The following is a 17,201-nucleotide window of genomic DNA, read 5'->3' as shown; positions in this document are numbered from 1 at the left end:
CATGGCGGACCACCCTGGAATCACCCGCCGCGTGTCCGCGAAGAGGCGCTTCAGCGGGGAGCGCGCTTGGGGGCGGGAGCGCCGACGACCTGGACGAACAAATCCAGTGAGCGCTCCAGGAGCGGCTCGATGGAGCTCCCTCCCGTCTTCTTGCGCAGCGGCCCCTCATTCCACAGCGAGGCCAGGCCGTGCACCCAGGCCCACGTGGTGAGCGCGAGCGTCTCCGGGTCGTCGCCGTGGCCCTGGGCCGCGCGGGCCGCTGCCGCCCACTCCAGCAGGCGCTGGAAGGCGTGCATCCCCTCGGCGTGGGTGCTCGGGTACTTCTCCTCGTCGTTCCACTCCTCCCGGAACATGACCCGGTAGTGCGAGGGGTGCTCTATCGCGAAGCGCACGTAGCACCGCGCCAGCCGGCGCAGCACCTCCGTGGGGTTCGCCCCCTGTCCGTGCCCGAGCGCCTCGGCCATGCGCCCGTTGAGCGCGCGGAAGCCCTCCTCGGCCACGGTGGCCAGCAGCGCGTTCTTGTCGCGGAAGTGGTGGTAGGGCGCCGCCGCGCTGACGCCGGCCTGCCGCGCCACCTCGCGCAGGGACACCGCTCCCGCGTCCTCCCGGGCGATGAGCTCCAGCGTGGCGTTCACCAGCGCCTGCCGCAAATCCCCGTGGTGGTAGGTGCGCCGCGCCTGGGGGGCGGACTTCCTGCCGCGCGCCGTCATGGCCTCCTCCCGTCCGCGCCGGTGTCGTTCATCTTGACACTGTTAAGTCCGGTCTTTATCTGAGCACTGTTCATATTGGCCGGGAGGCGCCACATGCACGCGTTCGTGACGGGCAGCACGGGACTGTTGGGCAACAACCTGGTGCGGGAGCTGGTGGCGAAGGGGCATCCGGTGCGAGCGCTCGTCCGCTCTCGGGCCAAGGCGCGCGAGGTGCTGGGCGGGCTGTCCGGGGTGGAGGTGGTGGAAGGGGACATGGAGGACGTGAAGGGCTTCGCGGACGCGCTCGAGGGCTGCGACGCGGTATTCCACACGGCGGCCTATTTCCGCGAGTACTACGGGCCGGGAGACCACGCACAGAAGCTGCACGCCATCAACGTGAAGGGCTCGGTGGAGCTGGCGGAGGCGGCGCACCGGGTGGGCGTGAAGCGCTTTCTCGACGTCAGCTCGTCGGGGACGGTGGGGCTGAAGCCGGACGGCTCGGCGGGAGACGAGGACACACCGCCCGCGCCGGTGGCGGCCACCAACCTGTACTTCAAGAGCAAGGTGGAGTCGGAGCGGGAGCTGAAGGCGCTCAGCGTGCGTACGGGGCTGCCGGTGGTGTTCATCCTGCCGGGGTGGATGTTCGGTCCCTGGGACGCGGCGCCGACGGCGGCCGGGCAGCTCGTGCGGGACTTCCTGGCGAAGAAGCTGCCGGCGGTGCCGGACGGGGGCTCGTCGCTGGTGGATGCGCGGGACGTGGCGGCGGCCATGGTGGTGGCGGCGGAGAAGGGCCGCGCTGGCGAGCGCTACATCGTGGGCGGCGACTTCGTGGACTTCCAGCGCCTCTTCCAGGTGCTGACCCAGGTGTCGGGAGTACCGGCGCCTCGCTGGAACGTGCCCCATCCGGTGGCGCTGACGGTGGCGGCGATGTCCGAGGCGTGGGCGCGGCTGACGGGTGGCTCGACGGTGATGACGGTGGAGGGCGTGCGCACCATGCACGCGAAGCTGAAGGTGGACTCGCGCAAGGCGCGCCGGGAGCTGGATGCGTCCTTCCGTCCGCTGGAGGAGACGCTGCGTGACACCGTGGCCTGGGTTCGCGAGCATGATGCCCGGGTGGGCGGCGTCGCGAGCGGGGCCCCGGCCGCCACCGCCGCGTGACGTGGGCAGGGACCCCTGGATTCGCTGGAGCGCCTCCGCATGCCGCACCTGGGTACCTCTCCGACGCTGACGAAGCGCCTCGCGTTGCTCGTGCTGCTGTGCGCGCCGTGGCTCGGCGGCTGTCTCTTCGCCGGGCCCCGGCATGAAGGCCCCGTCACGGACCACTTCGACGGTGAGCAGTTCGAGAACCTGGAGCCCGTCCGCCGGCTCGGCCTGGGCGACGTCCTGGAGGCGATGCGCACGGAGGCCCGGGGCCCGTGGCGCGACTACGAGGAGCTTCCGCCCGGCAAGCCGCCGCCGGAGCGCGTGGGGCCGGGCCAGCTTCGCGTCACGTTCATCAACCACGCCACGGTGCTGCTCCAGGCGGACGGGTTGAATGTGCTGACGGACCCCATCTACTCGGACCGGCCGAGCCCGCTGTCCTGCGTGGGCCCGCACCGTGTGCGCCCGCCGGGCATCCGCTTCGAGGACCTGCCGCCCATCGACGTGGTGCTGGTGAGTCACAACCACTACGACCACATGGATTTCCGCACGCTGCGGCGTTTGGAAGAGGCGCACCACCCGCTCTTCATCGTGGGCCTGGGCAACAAGGCATTGCTGCACGGGGAGGGCTTCCGGCGGGTGGAGGAGCTGGATTGGTGGCAGTCCACGCAGGTGTCACCGGGGCACAGGGTGACGGCGGTGCCGGCGCAGCACCGCTCCAACCGCGGGCTGACGGACACGTCCGCGACGCTGTGGGCGGGCTTCGTCCTCTCCACGTCGGGCGGGCCGGTGCTCTTCGCGGGAGACACGGGCTATGGCCCGCAGTTCGCGATGATGGCCGAGCGCTTCGGGCCCATGCGGCTGTCGGTGCTGCCCATCGGCGCGTACCGGCCCACCGCCTTCCGGCCGGTGCACATGGGGCCGAAGGAAGCGCTCCAGGCGCACAAGGTGCTGCGCTCGGCCACGTCGGTGGCCATGCACTACGGCACCTTCGCGCTGGCGCTGGATGGCCAGGACGAGGCGAAGTACCTCCTCCTGCGGCTGGTGGCGCGCGAGCCGGTGCGCCCTCGCTTCTGGGCCCTGGGCTTCGGCGAGGGCCGAGACGTGCCGCCGCTGCCCGGGGGTAATGAAATCCAGAAACAATTGTCACGGGGCTTCGTCAGGGGGCCCTGAGAGGATGTGAGCACCCTCTCTTCCAGGAGAATGGATGCTCAAGCGAAGCATTGCGGCGGTGGTGCTGTCCCTCGCGGTGGCGAGCTGTGCGCCCGATGACGAAGTGGTGTCTCCGCCCCCGGAAGCCCTCGGCACGGTGGAGGCGGGTATCACCGAGGCCGACTTCAGCGGCAAGCTGCGCGAGGCGCTCGACCGCCTGGCCAACGGCTGCGGCGGCTCGCTCTATTGCCAGCTCCCGTCGCTCTACGACACGACGGTGCGCGTGGACAGCGCGGGCACCGCGCTGACGCTGCGGCAGATTGACGCCCGGGCCGCGCGCAGCGAGCAGGTGAGCCCCTTCGGCCACTTCGCACCGCCGCTCACCGAGGACCAGTGGGCGGAGTTCCGGGCGCGGCAGCTCTGCTACAACAACACCGTCGACCCGGCGTCCGCCGCCAGCTATGTGCGCTACCACACGTGCATGCTGCTGTCGCACATGCTGCTGGCGCAGTACTCGTACCGGAACCTGCGCGGGGGCACGTACGGCATCAGCGACGGGCTCGGCACGGCCTTCCACGAGGCGCGGCTGCGCGGGCACCTGTGGGGCATCTCCTTCCACTATGCCCCGCTCGTCACCGGCACCAACGACGTCGGCGTCCTCATTCCCTCCAGCGTGGCCGAGCGGGTGATGGCCGGCAGCACCTACGGCCAGTCGGGCGGCTACCCCGACCCGCGCATCGAGGAGCTCAAGCTGCCGCGCCCCACCTCCACCGCCTTCAATATCTGGCGGCTGCGCGACACCTCCATCCTCAACGCCAACGGCAGCCTGTCCTACGACTCACCGGCGCAGATGCTCCCGGACGCGAGCGGCTACTTCATCTGGCCGTTCCTCGCGCAGAGCCTGAACACCAACTACCCGCCCATCTCGTACACGACCAGCATCGATGGCACCCTGGATGTGCGCTTCAGGCTGCACACGGAGGTGACGGCCCTGGCCTCCATGACGGGCTCCCGCGCACGCCGGACGTACTCCGCCACCAACCCCTGCGGGGCGGCGCTCCAGCCCCTGGCCACACGCCTGGGGGCCAATGACCTGCTCCCCGCGGGAGGTGTGCCCTCGCCCGATGGCTGCCTGGACACCAGCACGGAAATCCTCCCGTTCCTGGGGACGGACCTGTCGAGAGACCCCGCGAAGCCGGTGCAGGGCGGCTACACCAGCATCTACACGGTGGGCGGGCTCGCGCAGCTCACGCGGCTGGGCTTCGACATCGCCTCCAACGCCTCGCGCATCTCCGGCTATGGCCGGGGCTTCGACGCGTCCTCCAGCACGGGGGCGACGCGCTCGCTGTATCACTGGGCCACGGGCCATGTCTTCGGCATCTACCCGACGCTGACGGACCCCATCGGCCTGGCCTACAACGCGCAGCACCTGGCGCCCATCCTCGCGCACCGCGGCTGGACGGTGCACGCGGCCTACGGCGGCGTGGACGCGCTGTCCTTCGTCAACACCACCGCGCCCTTCAACAGCGCCTACTCCACGGCGTGGCGTCCGGGCGGCGCGCCGCTGGTGGCCTCGGGAGGCTATGGCTTCCGTCAGGGCTGGGGCTCGCTCGGGGTCGTCTACTTCGGCGACCCGACGTCGTGCCCGTCCAACACGGGCTCCGCCATGCTGTTCCGCAACACCTCCCTGCCCGCGGGCCAGTACCTGCACTTCTCGCCGGGGGGCCCGAGCTTCTTCGGCCCCACCATCCAGGGCGGCGCGGACATCCTCGCCACCCTGGTGCCGGCCTACCGCACCATCCTCCAGACGGCGGTCGCGACGCCGGACACCACGGCGCTGAACACGGTGCTGACGGATGGGTACAACGGCGTACAGGCGTTCTTGAACACCGTGACGAACACGAGCGCGGAGAACGCCTACGCGTGCCAGGGCAGCATCAGCCGCGGCAGCCTCTTCAAGTCGCGCATGCAGATGTTCAACAACTACAACTTCGCGCTGACGATGATGGAGAAGAACGTCCCCGCGAAGAGGCAGTGAGGGCGTGCCGTATGGGCTGGCCCGGCGTGGGCCGGCTCAGCGGTTGAAGGGGAACTCCTGAATCCAGTTGAAGCCGCGGCTGATGAGGAGGTGCTTGGACTCGTCCACCTTCTTGAGGCGCACCTCGATGGGGGCATCCTTGAAGGTGCCCTGGAGGACGAGGTGCTCCGCGTCCGGCTGGGAGTAGGTGAGCACCGTCTCCTTCTTCGCCTCGCCAGCGCCCTCGGTGAGCGTGACGGTCTTCTTCGCCGGGTCGTGCGCCAGGGTGAAGCGCTGCACGCTGCCATCCATTGTCCGCACGGTCGTCCGGTTGAAGCGGTTGACGGTGAAGTACCTCCAGCGCTGGGTGTCTCCCAGCAGCGGCGGCAGCACCTGCCCGTCGCGGGTGAAGGACTCGGGCTCGTAGAGGCCGTAGAGGGGATGCCTGGGCGCTGAGTCGCTGTACTTCTCGAGGAACTCCACCCGCGATTCGTAGAACGACCAGCCCACGATGGCGAGGAAGAGCACCTTCACGGCGAGGAAGCCCCGGGCCTCCCGGCGTGACAACTGGAAGGGCATGCCCAGCTCGCGAGGCTGCGTGGGGCGGTTGAGCAGGACGACGCTGAGGATGCGCTGGACGTCTGGCAGCGCGAGGACGACGGCCATCAGCAGCAGGTGCGAGGAGTAGATTTTGACGGGGACGTCGTAGAAGAAGTTGAGTGCCACCACGTTGGTCATGACGGCGATGACGACCATCGCGCCCAGGGTGGTGGTGCGGCGGAAGAGCAGGAGGAGGCCGCCCAGCACCTCCGCGCCGCCGGTGAAGATGTTGTAGCCCTTCGAGTACCCCATGAAGGTCCACAAGAGGCCCATGGGGGAGAACTCGCCCAGCGGTTCCACCAGCCGGTCCGGAGACGGGAAGGGGAACTGCGACTTGAAGACCTTGGCCAGGCCGTAGGACAGCATGCTGATGGCCAGCACATAGCGGAGGAAGACGCGCAGCACATCGTGCGCCTTCACGTACTGGGTGCGGCGCCGGTCGATGACGGACCAGACGGTGGCCACCAGCGCGCTGAAGGCGACGTACACGGGCAACTGCACGTAGTTGTAGGTCGTGTCACCGCTGCCATTGGTGAAGACGGTGATGTCCTCGGCGAGCCCCACCACGTGCTTGCCCACCCAGGGCACGACGACGTGCCAGAAGGCGTCGAAGGCCTCGTTGAGGAACCCCATGCCCGGGATGGAGCCCACCGGCCCCGGGAGCGAGTAGAGGAACAGGTACGCGAAGCCGAAGCGGAAGACGATGCGCCGTGCGAGGCTCCAGTCACCGGGCACGGGGGTGGTGACGGGTTGGAACGTGGAGGCAACCGGAGCCAGCGGCTCCGGGGTGGGCGGAAGCGGGGCGGCAGTGGTCATGGCGGGCGGGCCGCAGCGTAGCCAAACCCTGGAGGTCGCCCCAAATCACCCCTCAAAAGGCAAACATATCGCCGGGACGCTGGGGCTGCTGCAACCCGATGGCGTCTCGGTGCATTGACGCCTTCACTCCTGGGAAGACGTGTCGATGACGGGCCACAGCTCGCCGAGCCGCAGCTCGATGGCGTCGAACGGCGCGGCGCGGACGACGTCATCCTCACCGTACACGCCCAGCTCCACCCAGCGGCCTCCGTTCAGCTCGCTGACCGAGAGCGTCTTTGCCTCCAGGTCGATGAACCACAGGTGCCGGATGCCGATGCGCGCGTAGAAGGGGCGCTTGATGCGCTGGTCATAGGCGCGTGTGTAGCGGGTCGTAATCTCACAGGCCCAGTCGGGGACGAGCTCCCATTGTGCATCGGGAAGGCGAGGGACCCGCTCCCGGCGCCAGCCCGCGAAGTCAGGCACGAATTCCGGTGAGCCTCCCGCGCGGATACCAGGTTCCCTGGAGATCCTCCATCCGCCAGGGCCTCCTTTTCCTCGATCCAACGGGCCCCACAAAGCGTGGATGAGCTGCCCCTGTAGATAGGAGCCCACAGCCGGTGGGCGTCCATGCACATAGAGTCTTTCGTCAGTAACCTCACCGACGAGGTGCTCCGGTAGCGCTTCGATATCAGCGAAGGTAGCAGGACGTCCCAGGTTCTGTTCCCCGTACCTCATGTAATGAGTATGAAGAGGCTCTCTGCCACCGGCAAGGGGCATGCTTGATTGCGAAGGCCATGCGTTCCGCATGTACGGCCTTTCCCAACCGAGTCGGAGAAGCTTCAGCGCCTTCCACCGGCGAACTGCCAGAGCCATCCCAGCCGCAGCTCCATGTCCTCGAATGGCGCCACGCGGATGCGTGCGTCGTCCTCACCGTAGACGCCCGTCTCCATCCAGAAGCCGTTCACCTGCCGGCTGACGGAGAGCGTGCGCTCCTCCAGGTCGACGAACCACAGATGCTGGACACCGATGCGCGCGTAGAAGGGGCGCTTGATGCGCCGGTCATAGGCGCTCGTCGAGGGAGAGAGCACCTCGCAGACCCACTCCGGGGCGCGGGTCCACCGTCCCTCGGGTGGTTCGGGAACCCGCTCGCGCCGCCATCCGGCGAGGTCCGGCATGAACTCCGGCGAGCCCTCCACCTGCACTCCAGGCTCTACCCGGAGCCACCACCCGCCCGGTCCACCGGCCCCGAGCTGGAAGGGCCCATCCAGCTCACCGAAGAGCCGGAGCCCGAAATAGATGTGCCCGTCCCCAGGCCGCGCATGCGTGTACAGCGTCCCATCGATGATTTCCCCCACCACGCCCTCCGGCAGGGCCTCGATGTCGGCGAGAGTCGCCGGACGCTCCAGTTTGCGCGCGCCGTAGGCCATGCACGGAGTGTGGGGATATCAGGGGCGTCTGACAAGCGCCCCACCCGGGAGGTAGGGCGCTTCGTCGGCTACAGCTTCATCCGCTTGAACACTCCCTCGGGAATGGTGCGGATGATGAGCATGATGAGCGCCCAGATGCCGGGCACGTAGACCTCGTTCTTCCGGGCATCCGCGGCGCGCAGCAGTCCCCGCGCCACCTTGTCCGGCGAGGCGAACAGCTTGTTCTTCGGAATGTGCGCCGTCATCGGCGTGTCCACGAAGCCGGGCTTCACCGTGACGACGGCCACGTTGGACTTCGCCAGCCGGTTGCGCAGGCCCTGGAGGAACACGTTGAGCGCGCCCTTCGACGCGCCGTAGACGTAGTTGCTCTGCCGGCCGCGGTCTCCCGCCACCGACGAAATCACCACCAGCGTGCCGGCCTTCTGCGCCTCGAAGCGGTTGGCCAGCACCGTCAGCAGCGACACCGCGCTGAGGAAGTTGGTGCGCAGCACCGCCTCCGTCGCCTCCCAGGACTTCTGCGCCTCCGCCTGGTCTCCCAGCACGCCGTGCGCCAGCACCACGCCGTCCAGCCCGCCCAGCGCCGCGTACGCCGCGTCCACCAGCGGCTCGTGCGCGGCGAAGTCGTTCAGGTCCACCGCGCGCTGCTCCACTTTCGCGGCGCCGCGCGTGGCGGCATCCTTCGCCACCGCGTCCAGGTTCGCCGCGTTGCGGCCGACGAGGTACAGCGAGGCACCGCGCGCGGCGAGCAGCCGCACCGTCGCCTGGGCAATGGCGCTGGTGGCGCCGAGGACGAGCACTTTCTTCATGGGGTGGGCAATCTCGGAGAAGACATCAGCGAATCGCAAGCAGGGACTGGGGTCGCGAGGCCGCCGGGCCGCGCTCGGACTCCAGGGAGAAGGGCAGCGTCACCGGATTCACCCGCCGCCAGAAGGACGACGAGAAGGCCGGGTCGATGTACCGCGAGAACTCCGTGCGCCTCGGGAAGTACGCCGCGAAGCTCTCCGGGCTCATCCGCGCGTCCTTCGCCGGGTACACCGCGCCGCCCGCCTCGCGCGTCACCCTGTCCAATTCCTCCACCAGCCGCCACGTCTTCTCGCCGCGGTTGGCGAAGTCCATGGCCAGCGTCACGCCATGGCGCGGGAAGGACATCCACCCCGGAGAGGGAATGTCACCGAACGTCTTCAGCACGGAGAGGAAGCTGGGCAGCCCGCCGCGAGAGCTGCGCTCGAGAATCTCCTTCAGCGCGTCGCGCGCGGTGGAGTAGGGCACCACGCACTGGAACTGGAGGAAGCCGCGCTTCCCGTAGATGCGGTTCCATCCGTAGATGGCATCCAGCGGGTAGAAGAACGGGTCGTAGTGCGTGAGGTGCTGCTTCGGCTTGCCGTTCTGCCGGTGGTAGTAGAGCCAGTTGAACGCGGACACCGACAGCCGGTTGAGGCAGAAGGCCGGCATGTCCATGGGCACCGCCAGCCCCGAGCCGTGCGACAGGTGGCTCTTCTTCAGCGGCAGCCCGTCGAACTGCGGCGGCGCGAAGTTGCCCCGGTACAACAGGCCCCGGCCCACCTTCCGCCCCACGGCGAGGCAGTCCACCCAGGCCATGGTGAACTCGTGGTCCGCCTCGGACGCGCGGGCCACGTCGAGGAAGCCGTCCAGGTTCTCGAAGGGGACGGTCTCCTGCAGCACGTACGGGTTGCTGATGGGCTTGAGCTGCACCTCCGCCCAGGTGACGAGGCCGGTGAGCCCCAGGCCGCCAATCGTCGCGCCGTACCAGTCCGGATTTTCATCCGGCGCGCACACGCGGCGGCTGCCGTCCGAGCGCAGCAACTCGAAGCGCCGCACGTAGCGGCCGAAGGTGCCGCTCCGGTGGTGATTCTTGCCGTGCACGTCGTTGGCGATGGCGCCGCCCACGGTGACGAACTTGGTGCCCGGCGTCACCGGCAGGAACCAGCCGCGCGGCGCCGCCAGGCGCAGCAGCGTGTCCAGCGTGACGCCCGCCTCGCAGCGCACCACGCCCGTGGCCGCGTCGAACGAGATGAGCCGGTCCAACCCCGACGTGAGCAGCAGCGTGCCGCCCTCGTTGAGGCAGGAGTCGCCATAGCTGCGGCCCAGGCCATGCGGCAGCTGGGTGCCGTCGGTCCGGGGGAGCGCGTCCGAGCGCCACACCAGCGCGTGCGAGCGCTGTTCCACCTGGGGATAGCGTCCCCAGGACTCCAGAGACTTCATCGCGAGAGACCTCTCACCGGGCGACCCATAGCACCAGGGCCGCGGAGAGCCCCACCACGTAGCTCACCCGGTCCCTCAGCGCGAAGACGAGCGGGTCCTCGTTCACCAGCCCGCGATGCGCCAGCACCCACACCCGTCCCACCCAGTACAGCATGATGGGGCACAGCAGCCAGAGCCACTCGTGGTGCGAGTACAGCGCCGTCACCTCCTTGGAGGTGATGTAGAGCGCGAGCACCAGCACGGACACCTGGCCGGCGGCCGCGCCCAGGCTGGCGAGCTGCTCGTAGTCCTGCGCCAGGTAGCCGCGCCCGTGCGCCGCCGTCTCGTTGGACTGGCGCAGCCGCCGCACCTCGCTCAGCCGCTTCACCAGCGCGAGCGAGAGGAAGAGGAACATGCTGAACATCATCAGCCAGCTCGACGTGGGCACGCCCACCGCCAGCGAGCCGCCAAAAATCCGCACCGTGTACAGGCCCGCCAGCACCAGCACGTCCAGCATCACCACCTGCTTCAGCCGCAGCGAGTACGCCAGCGTCAGCGCGTAGTACGAGGCCAGCAGCGCGGAGAAGGCCCACGGCAGCAGCAGGCACACCGCCGCGCCGGCCAGCAGCAGCAGGGGCGCCAGCACCACGCCGGTGCTCACCGGCAGCGCGCACGCGGCGAAGGGGCGCCTGCACTTCGTCGGGTGCCGCCGGTCCGACTCCAAATCGAGCAGGTCGTTCAGCACGTACACGCTGGAGGCGCACAGGCTGAAGGCGACGAAGCCCAGCACCGCCCGCAGCAGCAGGCCGGGCTCCAGCGCCTTGTGCGCGGCCAGCACCGGGACGAAGACGAGCGCGTTCTTGGCCCACTGGTGCACGCGCAGCGCCTTCACCCAGACGCGCGGGCCCACGCGGGGGCGCTCGAAGACGCGGTGCACCTCGCGGCCCAGCCCGTGCGCCCGCTTCAGCACGCCGGCCGGCGCGTGCACCACCACCACCCGGCGCGACTCGCGCCACAGCGGCAGGTCCACGCCGTCATTGCCCGCGTAGTCGAAGGTGCCGAAGGCCTCCTTCAGCCGCGCCAGCTTGCGCGCGCCGGACAGGTTCACCGTGCCGTCGCTCGCGAACACCTCCGAGAAGAGGCCCAGGTGCGCGGCCACGCCGTCGGCGATGCGCCGGTCCGCCGCGGTGGCCAGCACCAGCTTGCGGCCCCGCGCCTGCTCCTCGCGCAGGAAGGCCAGCAGCTCCTCGTTGTACGGCAGGCGCGAGGCGTCCAGCGCCGCCCGCCGCGCCACCTCCGCCTTGAAGAAGGCCTTGCCCCTGAGCACCCACAGCGGCACCAGCAGCAGCAGCCACGGCGCCTGCTTGAAGAGGACGAGCAGGTTCTCGTGCAGCGTGTCCGTGCGCACCAGCGTGCCGTCGAGGTCCACGGCGAGCGGCACGTCCGGCGGGTCGGCGGGAAGCGGTTTTTCGGGAAGCATCGGAAAGGGGCGCAGGGTAGCGCACGGGGAGGACGTATGTCTGCCGCGGGAACTGGAGCGTGGGTCGCCGGCCCGGGGTGCCCCGCCCCTGGGGCAACCTGCTTCAGTCCGGCCGGGCCAGCAACAGCGTCTGCAGCGGAAGGTGGCGGATGGGACGGCTCTGTTCGATGCGGAAACCCGCGTCGTCCAGGAAGCCCTCCACCTCCGCGGGGGTGTAGGCCGCCGCGCCGGACGTCAGGAAGTAGTGCAGGCCGATCAGCGGCGCGGAGCTGGCCGGGTCGTCGATGTCCTCGCGCAGGTACTCCAGGACGGCGAGGGTGCCCTTGGAGCCCAGCGCGCCGCGCACCCGCCGCAGCAGGGCCACGTTCTGCGCGGGCGACAGGTGGTGCATCACCTGGAAGAGCAGCACCGCGTCGTAGGGGCCGCCCAGCTCCGCGGTGAGGATGTCCCCCTCGCGATGGGTGACGAGGTGGCTCAGCCCCGCCGAGGTGATGATGTCCCGGCCCACGCGCGCGCTGCCCTCCAAGTCCAGCACCGTGGCCTTCAGCCCCCGGTGCCGCAGGCACAGCTCCGCCGCATACCAGCCGTGCGCGCCGCCCAAATCCAGCAGGCTCTTCGCCCCGCGAGGCAGGGGAATGGCCGCCGCGACTTCCGGCGCCGCCAGCCGCGCGAGCTGGTGCATGGCGTGGATGTAGTCGCGCCAGCGCGGGTCCTCGGGGGCGAACTGGTGGATGTCCACCGCCTCGCCGGAGCGCACCACGCCCTCCAGCCCCGTCCACCAGTCCCACTGGGTGTAGTTGAACTCGAGGAAGGCGCCCACGTACCTCGGCGAGCGCGGGTCCAGCCAGCGCTTCGCCCGGGGCGCCAGCCGGTAGCGGCCGCCGCGCTGGCGCTCCACGGCCTCACAGGCCACCAGGGCTTCCAACAGGGTGCGGGTGCCCTCGGGAGAGAGCTTCAGCCGCTCCGCCAGGGACTCCGCCGAGGCCGGCCCCTCCGCCAGCGCCGCGTACACGCCCAGCCGCACGCCTGCCATCAGCGTGCGGGACGCCATCATCCCGAAGAAGGCATGCGCCAGCGGCTGGGGGGCCAGGTTGAACCAGTCCGCCACGCGCTCCAGCAGGTTGTCCGCCTTGAGCCCCAGCCGCATGCGCGTCCTCTACCGCTTCTTCCGCCGGGGCACGGCCACCGCGGCCAGTCCCACCACCAGCAGGGTGGCCTCGGGGCCGAGCAGGCACCCCGCGCTCTCCGCCTTGCGCACCCCCGTATAGCGGCACAGGCCGTCCTGACAGGTGAAGCGGGCCGCGCAGTCCCCGCTCCGGCGGCACGTGACGGGCAGATGGCCGTCCTCGCCCTCGGGGTTGTCCCGGTCCGGGCCTCCCTCGCCCACGGAGGCGTCGGGGATGGGGATATGGATGCCGCCGCCGGCGTCGGCCCCCGCGTCGGCATCAGCCCCCGCGTCGGGGTCGGACTGCGCCAGGGCCCCGGCGGGCAGCAGGAGGGGGAGGCAGGCCAGCAGGCCCACCATCCAGGAGAGGAGGGGATGACGGGTGGAGGACATCACGGGGCAGCCACCCTAACCCCCTGGCGGCACGGATGCATCCTCCATGGAACGGGGCCGGCGGGCAGGCGGATTGTCTGACCCTTCCCCCCGCATCTGGTACGGTACGCCCCGCGATGGCACCCCGAATCCTCGTCGTCGACGACAACCAGGAACTTCTGTCCCTCCTCACCCAGCTCTTCGAGGATGCGGGCTACGAGGTCGTCGGCGCCAACCGTGGAAAGCAGGCCATCGAGGTGGCCAAGGCCAACCCGCCGGCCGCCGCCGTGCTCGATATCCTGCTGCCGGACATGATGGGGTACCACCTCGCGGACGCGCTGCGGAAGGACAACCCCCAGCTCCCGCTCCTCTTCATCACCGGCGTCTTCAAGGGCGGCAAGCACGCCGTCGAGTCGCGCACGAAGTACCAGGCGGCCGGCTACTTCGAGAAGCCCTTCGAGGCCCAGAAGCTCCTGGAGGCCATGACGAAGGTCCTCCCGGTGGAGAAGAAGGCGCCGCCCGCCTCGACGCATGACGCCTTCGAGGTGGAGCTGGACATCGACGTGGAGGACGAAGGCCCGCAGGACGCCATGGAGCTGACCGGCCGCATCAAGGTGACGGGCGGCGGCAACATCACGGCGGAAATCCGCGGCGCCAACCTCACCGCCAGCCCCATGCAGAAGGTGCCCGTCACCCAGGTGCGTCCGCCCACGCCGGGCCGGCCGCCGGACCCGTTGCCCGTGGGGGCGGGCGCTCCGGGCAGCCGCCGTGGCGAGCTGAAGGACAACCTGCCCTCGCTGCTCACCGCCTTCTACCTGTCGCGCGAGACGGGCGAGCTGGGCATCCAGAAGGGCAAGGTGAAGAAGGTCGTCTACTTCGAGAAGGGCACGCCGGTGTTCGCCCTCTCCAACCTCCTGGCGGACCGCTTCGGCCAGTTCCTCGTGCGCGTCGGGAAGATAAAGCCCGAGCAGCTCCAGGACGCGTCCGCGGTGGCCGCGCAGACCAACCGCCGCACCGGCGACGTGCTGGTGGAGCGCGGCCTGCTCAAGGACACCGAGCGGCTCTACTACGTGGGCCAGCAGGTGAAGGCCGTCATCTACTCGCTCTTCGCGTGGGACGAGGGCACGTACGTGATGAGCTTCAAGGAGAAGGCCTCCTCGGAGTCCATCAAGCTGGACGTGCACCCGGCGAACCTCATCGTCCGCGGCATCAAGAAGCTCTACAAGCCGGAGCGCCTGCGCCGCCTCCTGCAGCCCGAAGACAGGCTCATCCCCGCCGTGGCCCCGGCCTACCAGCTCAACGAGGTGGAGCTGGAGCGGTGGGAGGCGGAGCTCCTGCCGAAGATTGACGGCAACCGCACCGTGGCGGAGCTCTTGGCCTTCGCCAACCGCCCCGAGCACGTCGTCTACGGCTTCCTCGTGGCGATGATGTCGCTGGGCATCCTGGACAAGCGCTCGTAGTGGATGCGCCTGGCCCGGCCGGCGTCAGCCGCCGAGCCGCGAGCCAATCCAGAACAGGCCCAGCGCGCCGGAGCCCAGCGCCACCGCGCGCTGCACCCACGCGGTGAGCCCGTCACCCAGGCGGGACAGCCCCTCCGCGAAGAGCAGGCCCACCGCGCCCATGCCCAGGAGGATGCCGAGCGCGAAGCCGGGCAGGTATGTCCACGCCGCCAGGCTCATGCTGCCGCCCATCAACAGCGGGGGCAGCGCCAGCAGCAGCGAGCGCACGCCGCTGATGGCCATGAAGGCGCCGGCCGCGGTGCTCACCGTGTGCACGTGCTCGTGCGGTTCCTTGGAGTGTCCGGGCAGGTGCGGGTGGCCGTGATTGAGGCTGTTGGGGAAGAGCAGCGCCGTCACCGCGAGCGCGACGAGGACGCCGCCGCCGAACACCTCCGCCCAGCGCTCGAAGGTCTCCGACAGGCCCACGCCGGCCAGGAGGCACACGGCGGCGATACCGCCCAGCATGGCCGCGTGGCCGAGCGCGAAGCGCAGCGCCGTGGCGAGGGCGAGGCGCTTGCGGCCTCCCCCCAGCGTGCCGAGCGTGGCCATGGCGGCGCAGTGGTCCGGCCCCACCGCGTGGAGCAGGCCCTGGGAGAGACCGACCAGGAAGGCAAGGAGGATGGGCGACACGACGCGGCACCCTAGCCGTGCTTCAATCCGGAGGCCAGCGGGACAGGAGGACCCGCCCTTCATGAGGATTGCCATCCGACGTCTCGCCGCGCTGCCGCTGTCGCTCTGTCTGCTCCTGGCCCCCGGGTGCGACAAGGGCCCGGAGCAGTTGAAGAAGGCGGAGGCGGACTACACCGCGCTCGTCGACAAGGGCGTGCCTCCCCGGGACGCCCAATGGGACGCCGTCATCGCCGAGTTCGAGGCGGTGCCCCGCGACTCGAAGGCGCGGCCGGAGGCGGAGGCGCGGCTGTCCGCCATCCGCACCCTGCGCGGCACGCTGCCCCCGCGTCCCCTGGCCACGCCGGGCGCGACCGGGCCCGGCACCGCCGCGGTGGACGTGAAGCGCGCGGCGTGCGAGGCGCTGGCGAAGAAGCTGGGCGAGACGCGCGAGGAGTCGGCCCGCGTGCCGCTGCAGCACGCGCTGGCGCAGTGCCACGCGGACCTCGTGAAGTACGAGGCGCACGCCCACCCCGAGGGCGAGGAGGGCACGGCCCACGTCGGCGAGCCCGCGGGCCCCCGCCCCGGTGACGCGGGCAACCCGCCGTAGCGGATGCCGGAGGCACGACGCTGGACGTTGAGGGCGGCGCGATTTGCCGTTAATGAGGCGCCATGCCCATGCCCCAAGCAGGTGACCAGGCCCCCGCCTTCCAGCTCCCCGACCAGGACGGCAACTCCGTGACGCTCGCGCAGCACGCGGGCAAGCACGTCGTCCTCTACTTCTATCCGAAGGACGACACTCCCGGCTGCACCACCGAGGCGTGCAACTTCCGCGACGAGCACTCGACGCTGCGGGGCGCCGGCGCGGTGGTGCTGGGCGTGTCCGCGGACAGCGTGGACCGCCACCGGAAGTTCGCGTCGAAGTACAGCCTGCCCTTCCCGCTGCTCGCGGACCCGGAGCACCGGATGCTCGAGGCGTACGGCGTCTGGGGCGAGAAGTCGCTCTACGGCCGCAAGTTCGAGGGCATCACCCGCACCACCTTCCTCATCGGTCCTGATGGACGCGTGAAGCAGGTCTGGCCCAAGGTGAAGGTGAACGGCCACGTGGACGAGGTGCTCGCCGCGCTCGGCGCGAAGAGCAGCGGCAAGAGCGAGAGCGCGCCCGTCGCCGCCCCCGCGAAGAAGGCCGCACCCGTGAAGACGGCCGCGCCCGCGAAGAAGACCACCGGTGCCAAGGCCGTGAAGAAGACTGCTCCGGCCAAGAAGGCCACCGCGAAGAAGGCGCCTGCCCGGAAGGCCACGGCGAAGAAGGGCACCGCGAAGGTTGCTGCCCGCGCCCGTCGCTGAGGCTATACCTGGGCCCGAGCGGCCAGACGGGCCGCTGTGTAGCCGCCCCGTGGTTCGGACACCCGGCGTGCCCAACTCCTCGGGGTGACGGACAACCGATTGCAGGGATTCGGAGGAGTGGACATGCGCGAGCGGACTTTTCGGCGGTGGGGCCAGGCGGCGGCGCTGGCCGTGGGCGTGCTGCTGAGCGCGGGCTGCGGTGGGCTGCCCGAGACGGGTGGCAAGCAGCCCGGGGAGTCGCGGGGCAATGTCTTTGCCCAGCGCGGCCATCAGCCCGAGGCCCAGCGGAACATCGAGGGTGAGCAGACGTCGGACGCGCGCCTCGCGCCGTGGACGAAGCCGGCGGACCGTGGCTACAACTCGACCATCCACCAGCTTGGCTCGAGCATCGACCCGCGCACGCCGAAGACGGACGGGAAGCAGAACAACTCCCTCCGGGATGACGCCGGGAAGATGATGGCGGACCGGTACGGCATGCTGGGCGGCGCCGACTACTCGCCCGCCGCGCAGGGCCTGGGCGGCGAGGACGGCGCCGAGCAGGGCAACATGACGTACCACCAGACCGGCTCGGGCTTCGCTCCGCTGGGCTGGCAGGACCGCAACGACCTGAACCGTCGCTGAGTCGAGTGGGCCGGGGGGCGCCTGTCCGCCCTCCCGCCAACTCCCGGCGAAGCGGGCGGGTGTCCATCCCTCTGGGAGAGCACATGGCT

The 17,201-nt window shown here is 70.1% G+C and carries 17 protein-coding genes; 7 read left to right on the top strand and 10 right to left on the bottom strand.

Annotated features, from left to right (window positions below):
- Nucleotides 1-50: 50 nt before the first annotated feature.
- Nucleotides 51-710 carry a TetR/AcrR family transcriptional regulator gene (locus tag ACVTJA_RS46420; protein WP_465830525.1) on the bottom strand — a complete coding sequence of 220 codons (660 nt, stop codon included), beginning with the start codon at nt 708-710 and terminating at the stop codon, nt 51-53.
- A 93-nt stretch (nt 711-803) separates the two neighbouring features.
- Here ACVTJA_RS46420 and ACVTJA_RS46415 point away from each other — a divergent pair, with 93 nt between their 5' ends.
- The 3 genes from ACVTJA_RS46415 to ACVTJA_RS46405 are packed head-to-tail and all read left to right on the top strand — an operon-like array spanning nt 804 to nt 5,019.
- The gene (locus ACVTJA_RS46415; RefSeq protein ID WP_465830523.1) at nt 804-1,847 is read left to right on the top strand and encodes an SDR family oxidoreductase; all 1,044 of its coding nucleotides are present in this window, start codon (nt 804-806) and stop codon (nt 1,845-1,847) included.
- A gap of 39 nt (nt 1,848-1,886) precedes the next feature.
- A complete protein-coding gene (locus ACVTJA_RS46410) occupies nt 1,887-3,002 on the top strand; it encodes an MBL fold metallo-hydrolase (RefSeq protein WP_465830521.1) in 1,116 nt (371 codons plus the stop codon).
- Nucleotides 3,003-3,036: 34 nt separating this feature from the next.
- Nucleotides 3,037-5,019, top strand: a complete 1,983-nt coding sequence (locus tag ACVTJA_RS46405) for a hypothetical protein (protein ID WP_465830519.1) — start codon at nt 3,037-3,039, stop codon at nt 5,017-5,019.
- A 36-nt stretch (nt 5,020-5,055) separates the two neighbouring features.
- On the opposite strand, the gene ACVTJA_RS46400 is transcribed toward ACVTJA_RS46405, so the two are convergent.
- The 8 genes from ACVTJA_RS46400 to ACVTJA_RS46365 all read right to left on the bottom strand — a co-directional run bounded on the left by ACVTJA_RS46400 (nt 5,056) and on the right by ACVTJA_RS46365 (nt 13,060).
- Nucleotides 5,056-6,414 carry a DoxX family membrane protein gene (locus ACVTJA_RS46400; RefSeq protein ID WP_465830517.1) on the bottom strand — a complete coding sequence of 453 codons (1,359 nt, stop codon included), beginning with the start codon at nt 6,412-6,414 and terminating at the stop codon, nt 5,056-5,058.
- Between the two features lie 123 nt (nt 6,415-6,537).
- Entirely contained in the window at nt 6,538-7,128 is a 591-nt protein-coding gene (locus ACVTJA_RS46395) for a Uma2 family endonuclease (protein WP_465830515.1), read from the bottom strand.
- 104 nt (nt 7,129-7,232) lie between these two features.
- Nucleotides 7,233-7,820, bottom strand: coding sequence for a Uma2 family endonuclease (locus ACVTJA_RS46390; RefSeq protein WP_465830513.1), 588 nt, complete (start codon nt 7,818-7,820; stop codon nt 7,233-7,235).
- A gap of 68 nt (nt 7,821-7,888) precedes the next feature.
- Nucleotides 7,889-8,626 carry an SDR family oxidoreductase gene (locus ACVTJA_RS46385; RefSeq protein WP_465830512.1) on the bottom strand — a complete coding sequence of 246 codons (738 nt, stop codon included), beginning with the start codon at nt 8,624-8,626 and terminating at the stop codon, nt 7,889-7,891.
- Between the two features lie 25 nt (nt 8,627-8,651).
- Nucleotides 8,652-10,043, bottom strand: coding sequence for an FAD-binding oxidoreductase (locus ACVTJA_RS46380; RefSeq protein WP_465830510.1), 1,392 nt, complete (start codon nt 10,041-10,043; stop codon nt 8,652-8,654).
- Nucleotides 10,044-10,056: 13 nt separating this feature from the next.
- Nucleotides 10,057-11,502 (bottom strand): UbiA family prenyltransferase, encoded by a 1,446-nt coding sequence (locus ACVTJA_RS46375; RefSeq protein WP_465830508.1) that lies wholly within the window; start codon nt 11,500-11,502, stop codon nt 10,057-10,059.
- Between the two features lie 103 nt (nt 11,503-11,605).
- On the bottom strand, nt 11,606-12,649 hold the full coding sequence (locus ACVTJA_RS46370; protein WP_465830506.1) for a class I SAM-dependent methyltransferase: 1,044 nt from the start codon (nt 12,647-12,649) through the stop codon (nt 11,606-11,608).
- 9 nt (nt 12,650-12,658) lie between these two features.
- Nucleotides 12,659-13,060 (bottom strand): MXAN_6627.5 family MYXO-CTERM protein, encoded by a 402-nt coding sequence (locus tag ACVTJA_RS46365; protein ID WP_465830504.1) that lies wholly within the window; start codon nt 13,058-13,060, stop codon nt 12,659-12,661.
- Between the two features lie 116 nt (nt 13,061-13,176).
- Here ACVTJA_RS46365 and ACVTJA_RS46360 point away from each other — a divergent pair, with 116 nt between their 5' ends.
- Entirely contained in the window at nt 13,177-14,499 is a 1,323-nt protein-coding gene (locus ACVTJA_RS46360; RefSeq protein ID WP_465830503.1) for a response regulator, read from the top strand.
- A gap of 24 nt (nt 14,500-14,523) precedes the next feature.
- Here the strand turns inward: ACVTJA_RS46360 and ACVTJA_RS46355 are convergent, their stop codons facing one another.
- Nucleotides 14,524-15,168 carry a hypothetical protein gene (locus ACVTJA_RS46355; RefSeq protein ID WP_465830501.1) on the bottom strand — a complete coding sequence of 215 codons (645 nt, stop codon included), beginning with the start codon at nt 15,166-15,168 and terminating at the stop codon, nt 14,524-14,526.
- A 61-nt stretch (nt 15,169-15,229) separates the two neighbouring features.
- On the opposite strand from ACVTJA_RS46355, the gene ACVTJA_RS46350 reads away from it, so the two are divergent.
- From ACVTJA_RS46350 to ACVTJA_RS46340, 3 genes are all read left to right on the top strand, one after another.
- Nucleotides 15,230-15,754 carry a hypothetical protein gene (locus tag ACVTJA_RS46350; RefSeq protein ID WP_465830499.1) on the top strand — a complete coding sequence of 175 codons (525 nt, stop codon included), beginning with the start codon at nt 15,230-15,232 and terminating at the stop codon, nt 15,752-15,754.
- 68 nt (nt 15,755-15,822) lie between these two features.
- On the top strand, nt 15,823-16,491 hold the full coding sequence (gene bcp / locus ACVTJA_RS46345; RefSeq protein ID WP_465830497.1) for a thioredoxin-dependent thiol peroxidase: 669 nt from the start codon (nt 15,823-15,825) through the stop codon (nt 16,489-16,491).
- A gap of 123 nt (nt 16,492-16,614) precedes the next feature.
- Nucleotides 16,615-17,112 carry a hypothetical protein gene (locus ACVTJA_RS46340; RefSeq protein ID WP_465830495.1) on the top strand — a complete coding sequence of 166 codons (498 nt, stop codon included), beginning with the start codon at nt 16,615-16,617 and terminating at the stop codon, nt 17,110-17,112.
- Nucleotides 17,113-17,201 lie beyond the last annotated feature (89 nt).

The sequence above is a fragment of the Pyxidicoccus sp. M6 genome, from assembly GCF_055568925.1.
The sequence above is the reverse complement of the archived record's forward strand: the minus strand, read 5'-3'. Positions and strand labels throughout refer to the sequence as shown.

Coding starts and splice junctions, on each gene's coding strand:
- ACVTJA_RS46370 (WP_465830506.1), bottom strand. CDS start 12,649: ATGCGGCTGGGGCTCAAGGCGGACAACCTGCTGGAGCGCGTGGCGGAC.
- ACVTJA_RS46390 (WP_465830513.1), bottom strand. CDS start 7,820: ATGGCCTACGGCGCGCGCAAACTGGAGCGTCCGGCGACTCTCGCCGAC.
- ACVTJA_RS46415 (WP_465830523.1), top strand. CDS start 804: ATGCACGCGTTCGTGACGGGCAGCACGGGACTGTTGGGCAACAACCTG.
- ACVTJA_RS46350 (WP_465830499.1), top strand. CDS start 15,230: ATGAGGATTGCCATCCGACGTCTCGCCGCGCTGCCGCTGTCGCTCTGT.
- ACVTJA_RS46405 (WP_465830519.1), top strand. CDS start 3,037: ATGCTCAAGCGAAGCATTGCGGCGGTGGTGCTGTCCCTCGCGGTGGCG.
- ACVTJA_RS46365 (WP_465830504.1), bottom strand. CDS start 13,060: ATGTCCTCCACCCGTCATCCCCTCCTCTCCTGGATGGTGGGCCTGCTG.
- ACVTJA_RS46385 (WP_465830512.1), bottom strand. CDS start 8,626: ATGAAGAAAGTGCTCGTCCTCGGCGCCACCAGCGCCATTGCCCAGGCG.
- ACVTJA_RS46360 (WP_465830503.1), top strand. CDS start 13,177: ATGGCACCCCGAATCCTCGTCGTCGACGACAACCAGGAACTTCTGTCC.
- ACVTJA_RS46395 (WP_465830515.1), bottom strand. CDS start 7,128: ATGAGGTACGGGGAACAGAACCTGGGACGTCCTGCTACCTTCGCTGAT.
- ACVTJA_RS46380 (WP_465830510.1), bottom strand. CDS start 10,043: ATGAAGTCTCTGGAGTCCTGGGGACGCTATCCCCAGGTGGAACAGCGC.
- ACVTJA_RS46410 (WP_465830521.1), top strand. CDS start 1,887: ATGCCGCACCTGGGTACCTCTCCGACGCTGACGAAGCGCCTCGCGTTG.
- ACVTJA_RS46400 (WP_465830517.1), bottom strand. CDS start 6,414: ATGACCACTGCCGCCCCGCTTCCGCCCACCCCGGAGCCGCTGGCTCCG.
- bcp (WP_465830497.1), top strand. CDS start 15,823: ATGCCCCAAGCAGGTGACCAGGCCCCCGCCTTCCAGCTCCCCGACCAG.
- ACVTJA_RS46340 (WP_465830495.1), top strand. CDS start 16,615: ATGCGCGAGCGGACTTTTCGGCGGTGGGGCCAGGCGGCGGCGCTGGCC.
- ACVTJA_RS46375 (WP_465830508.1), bottom strand. CDS start 11,502: ATGCTTCCCGAAAAACCGCTTCCCGCCGACCCGCCGGACGTGCCGCTC.
- ACVTJA_RS46420 (WP_465830525.1), bottom strand. CDS start 710: ATGACGGCGCGCGGCAGGAAGTCCGCCCCCCAGGCGCGGCGCACCTAC.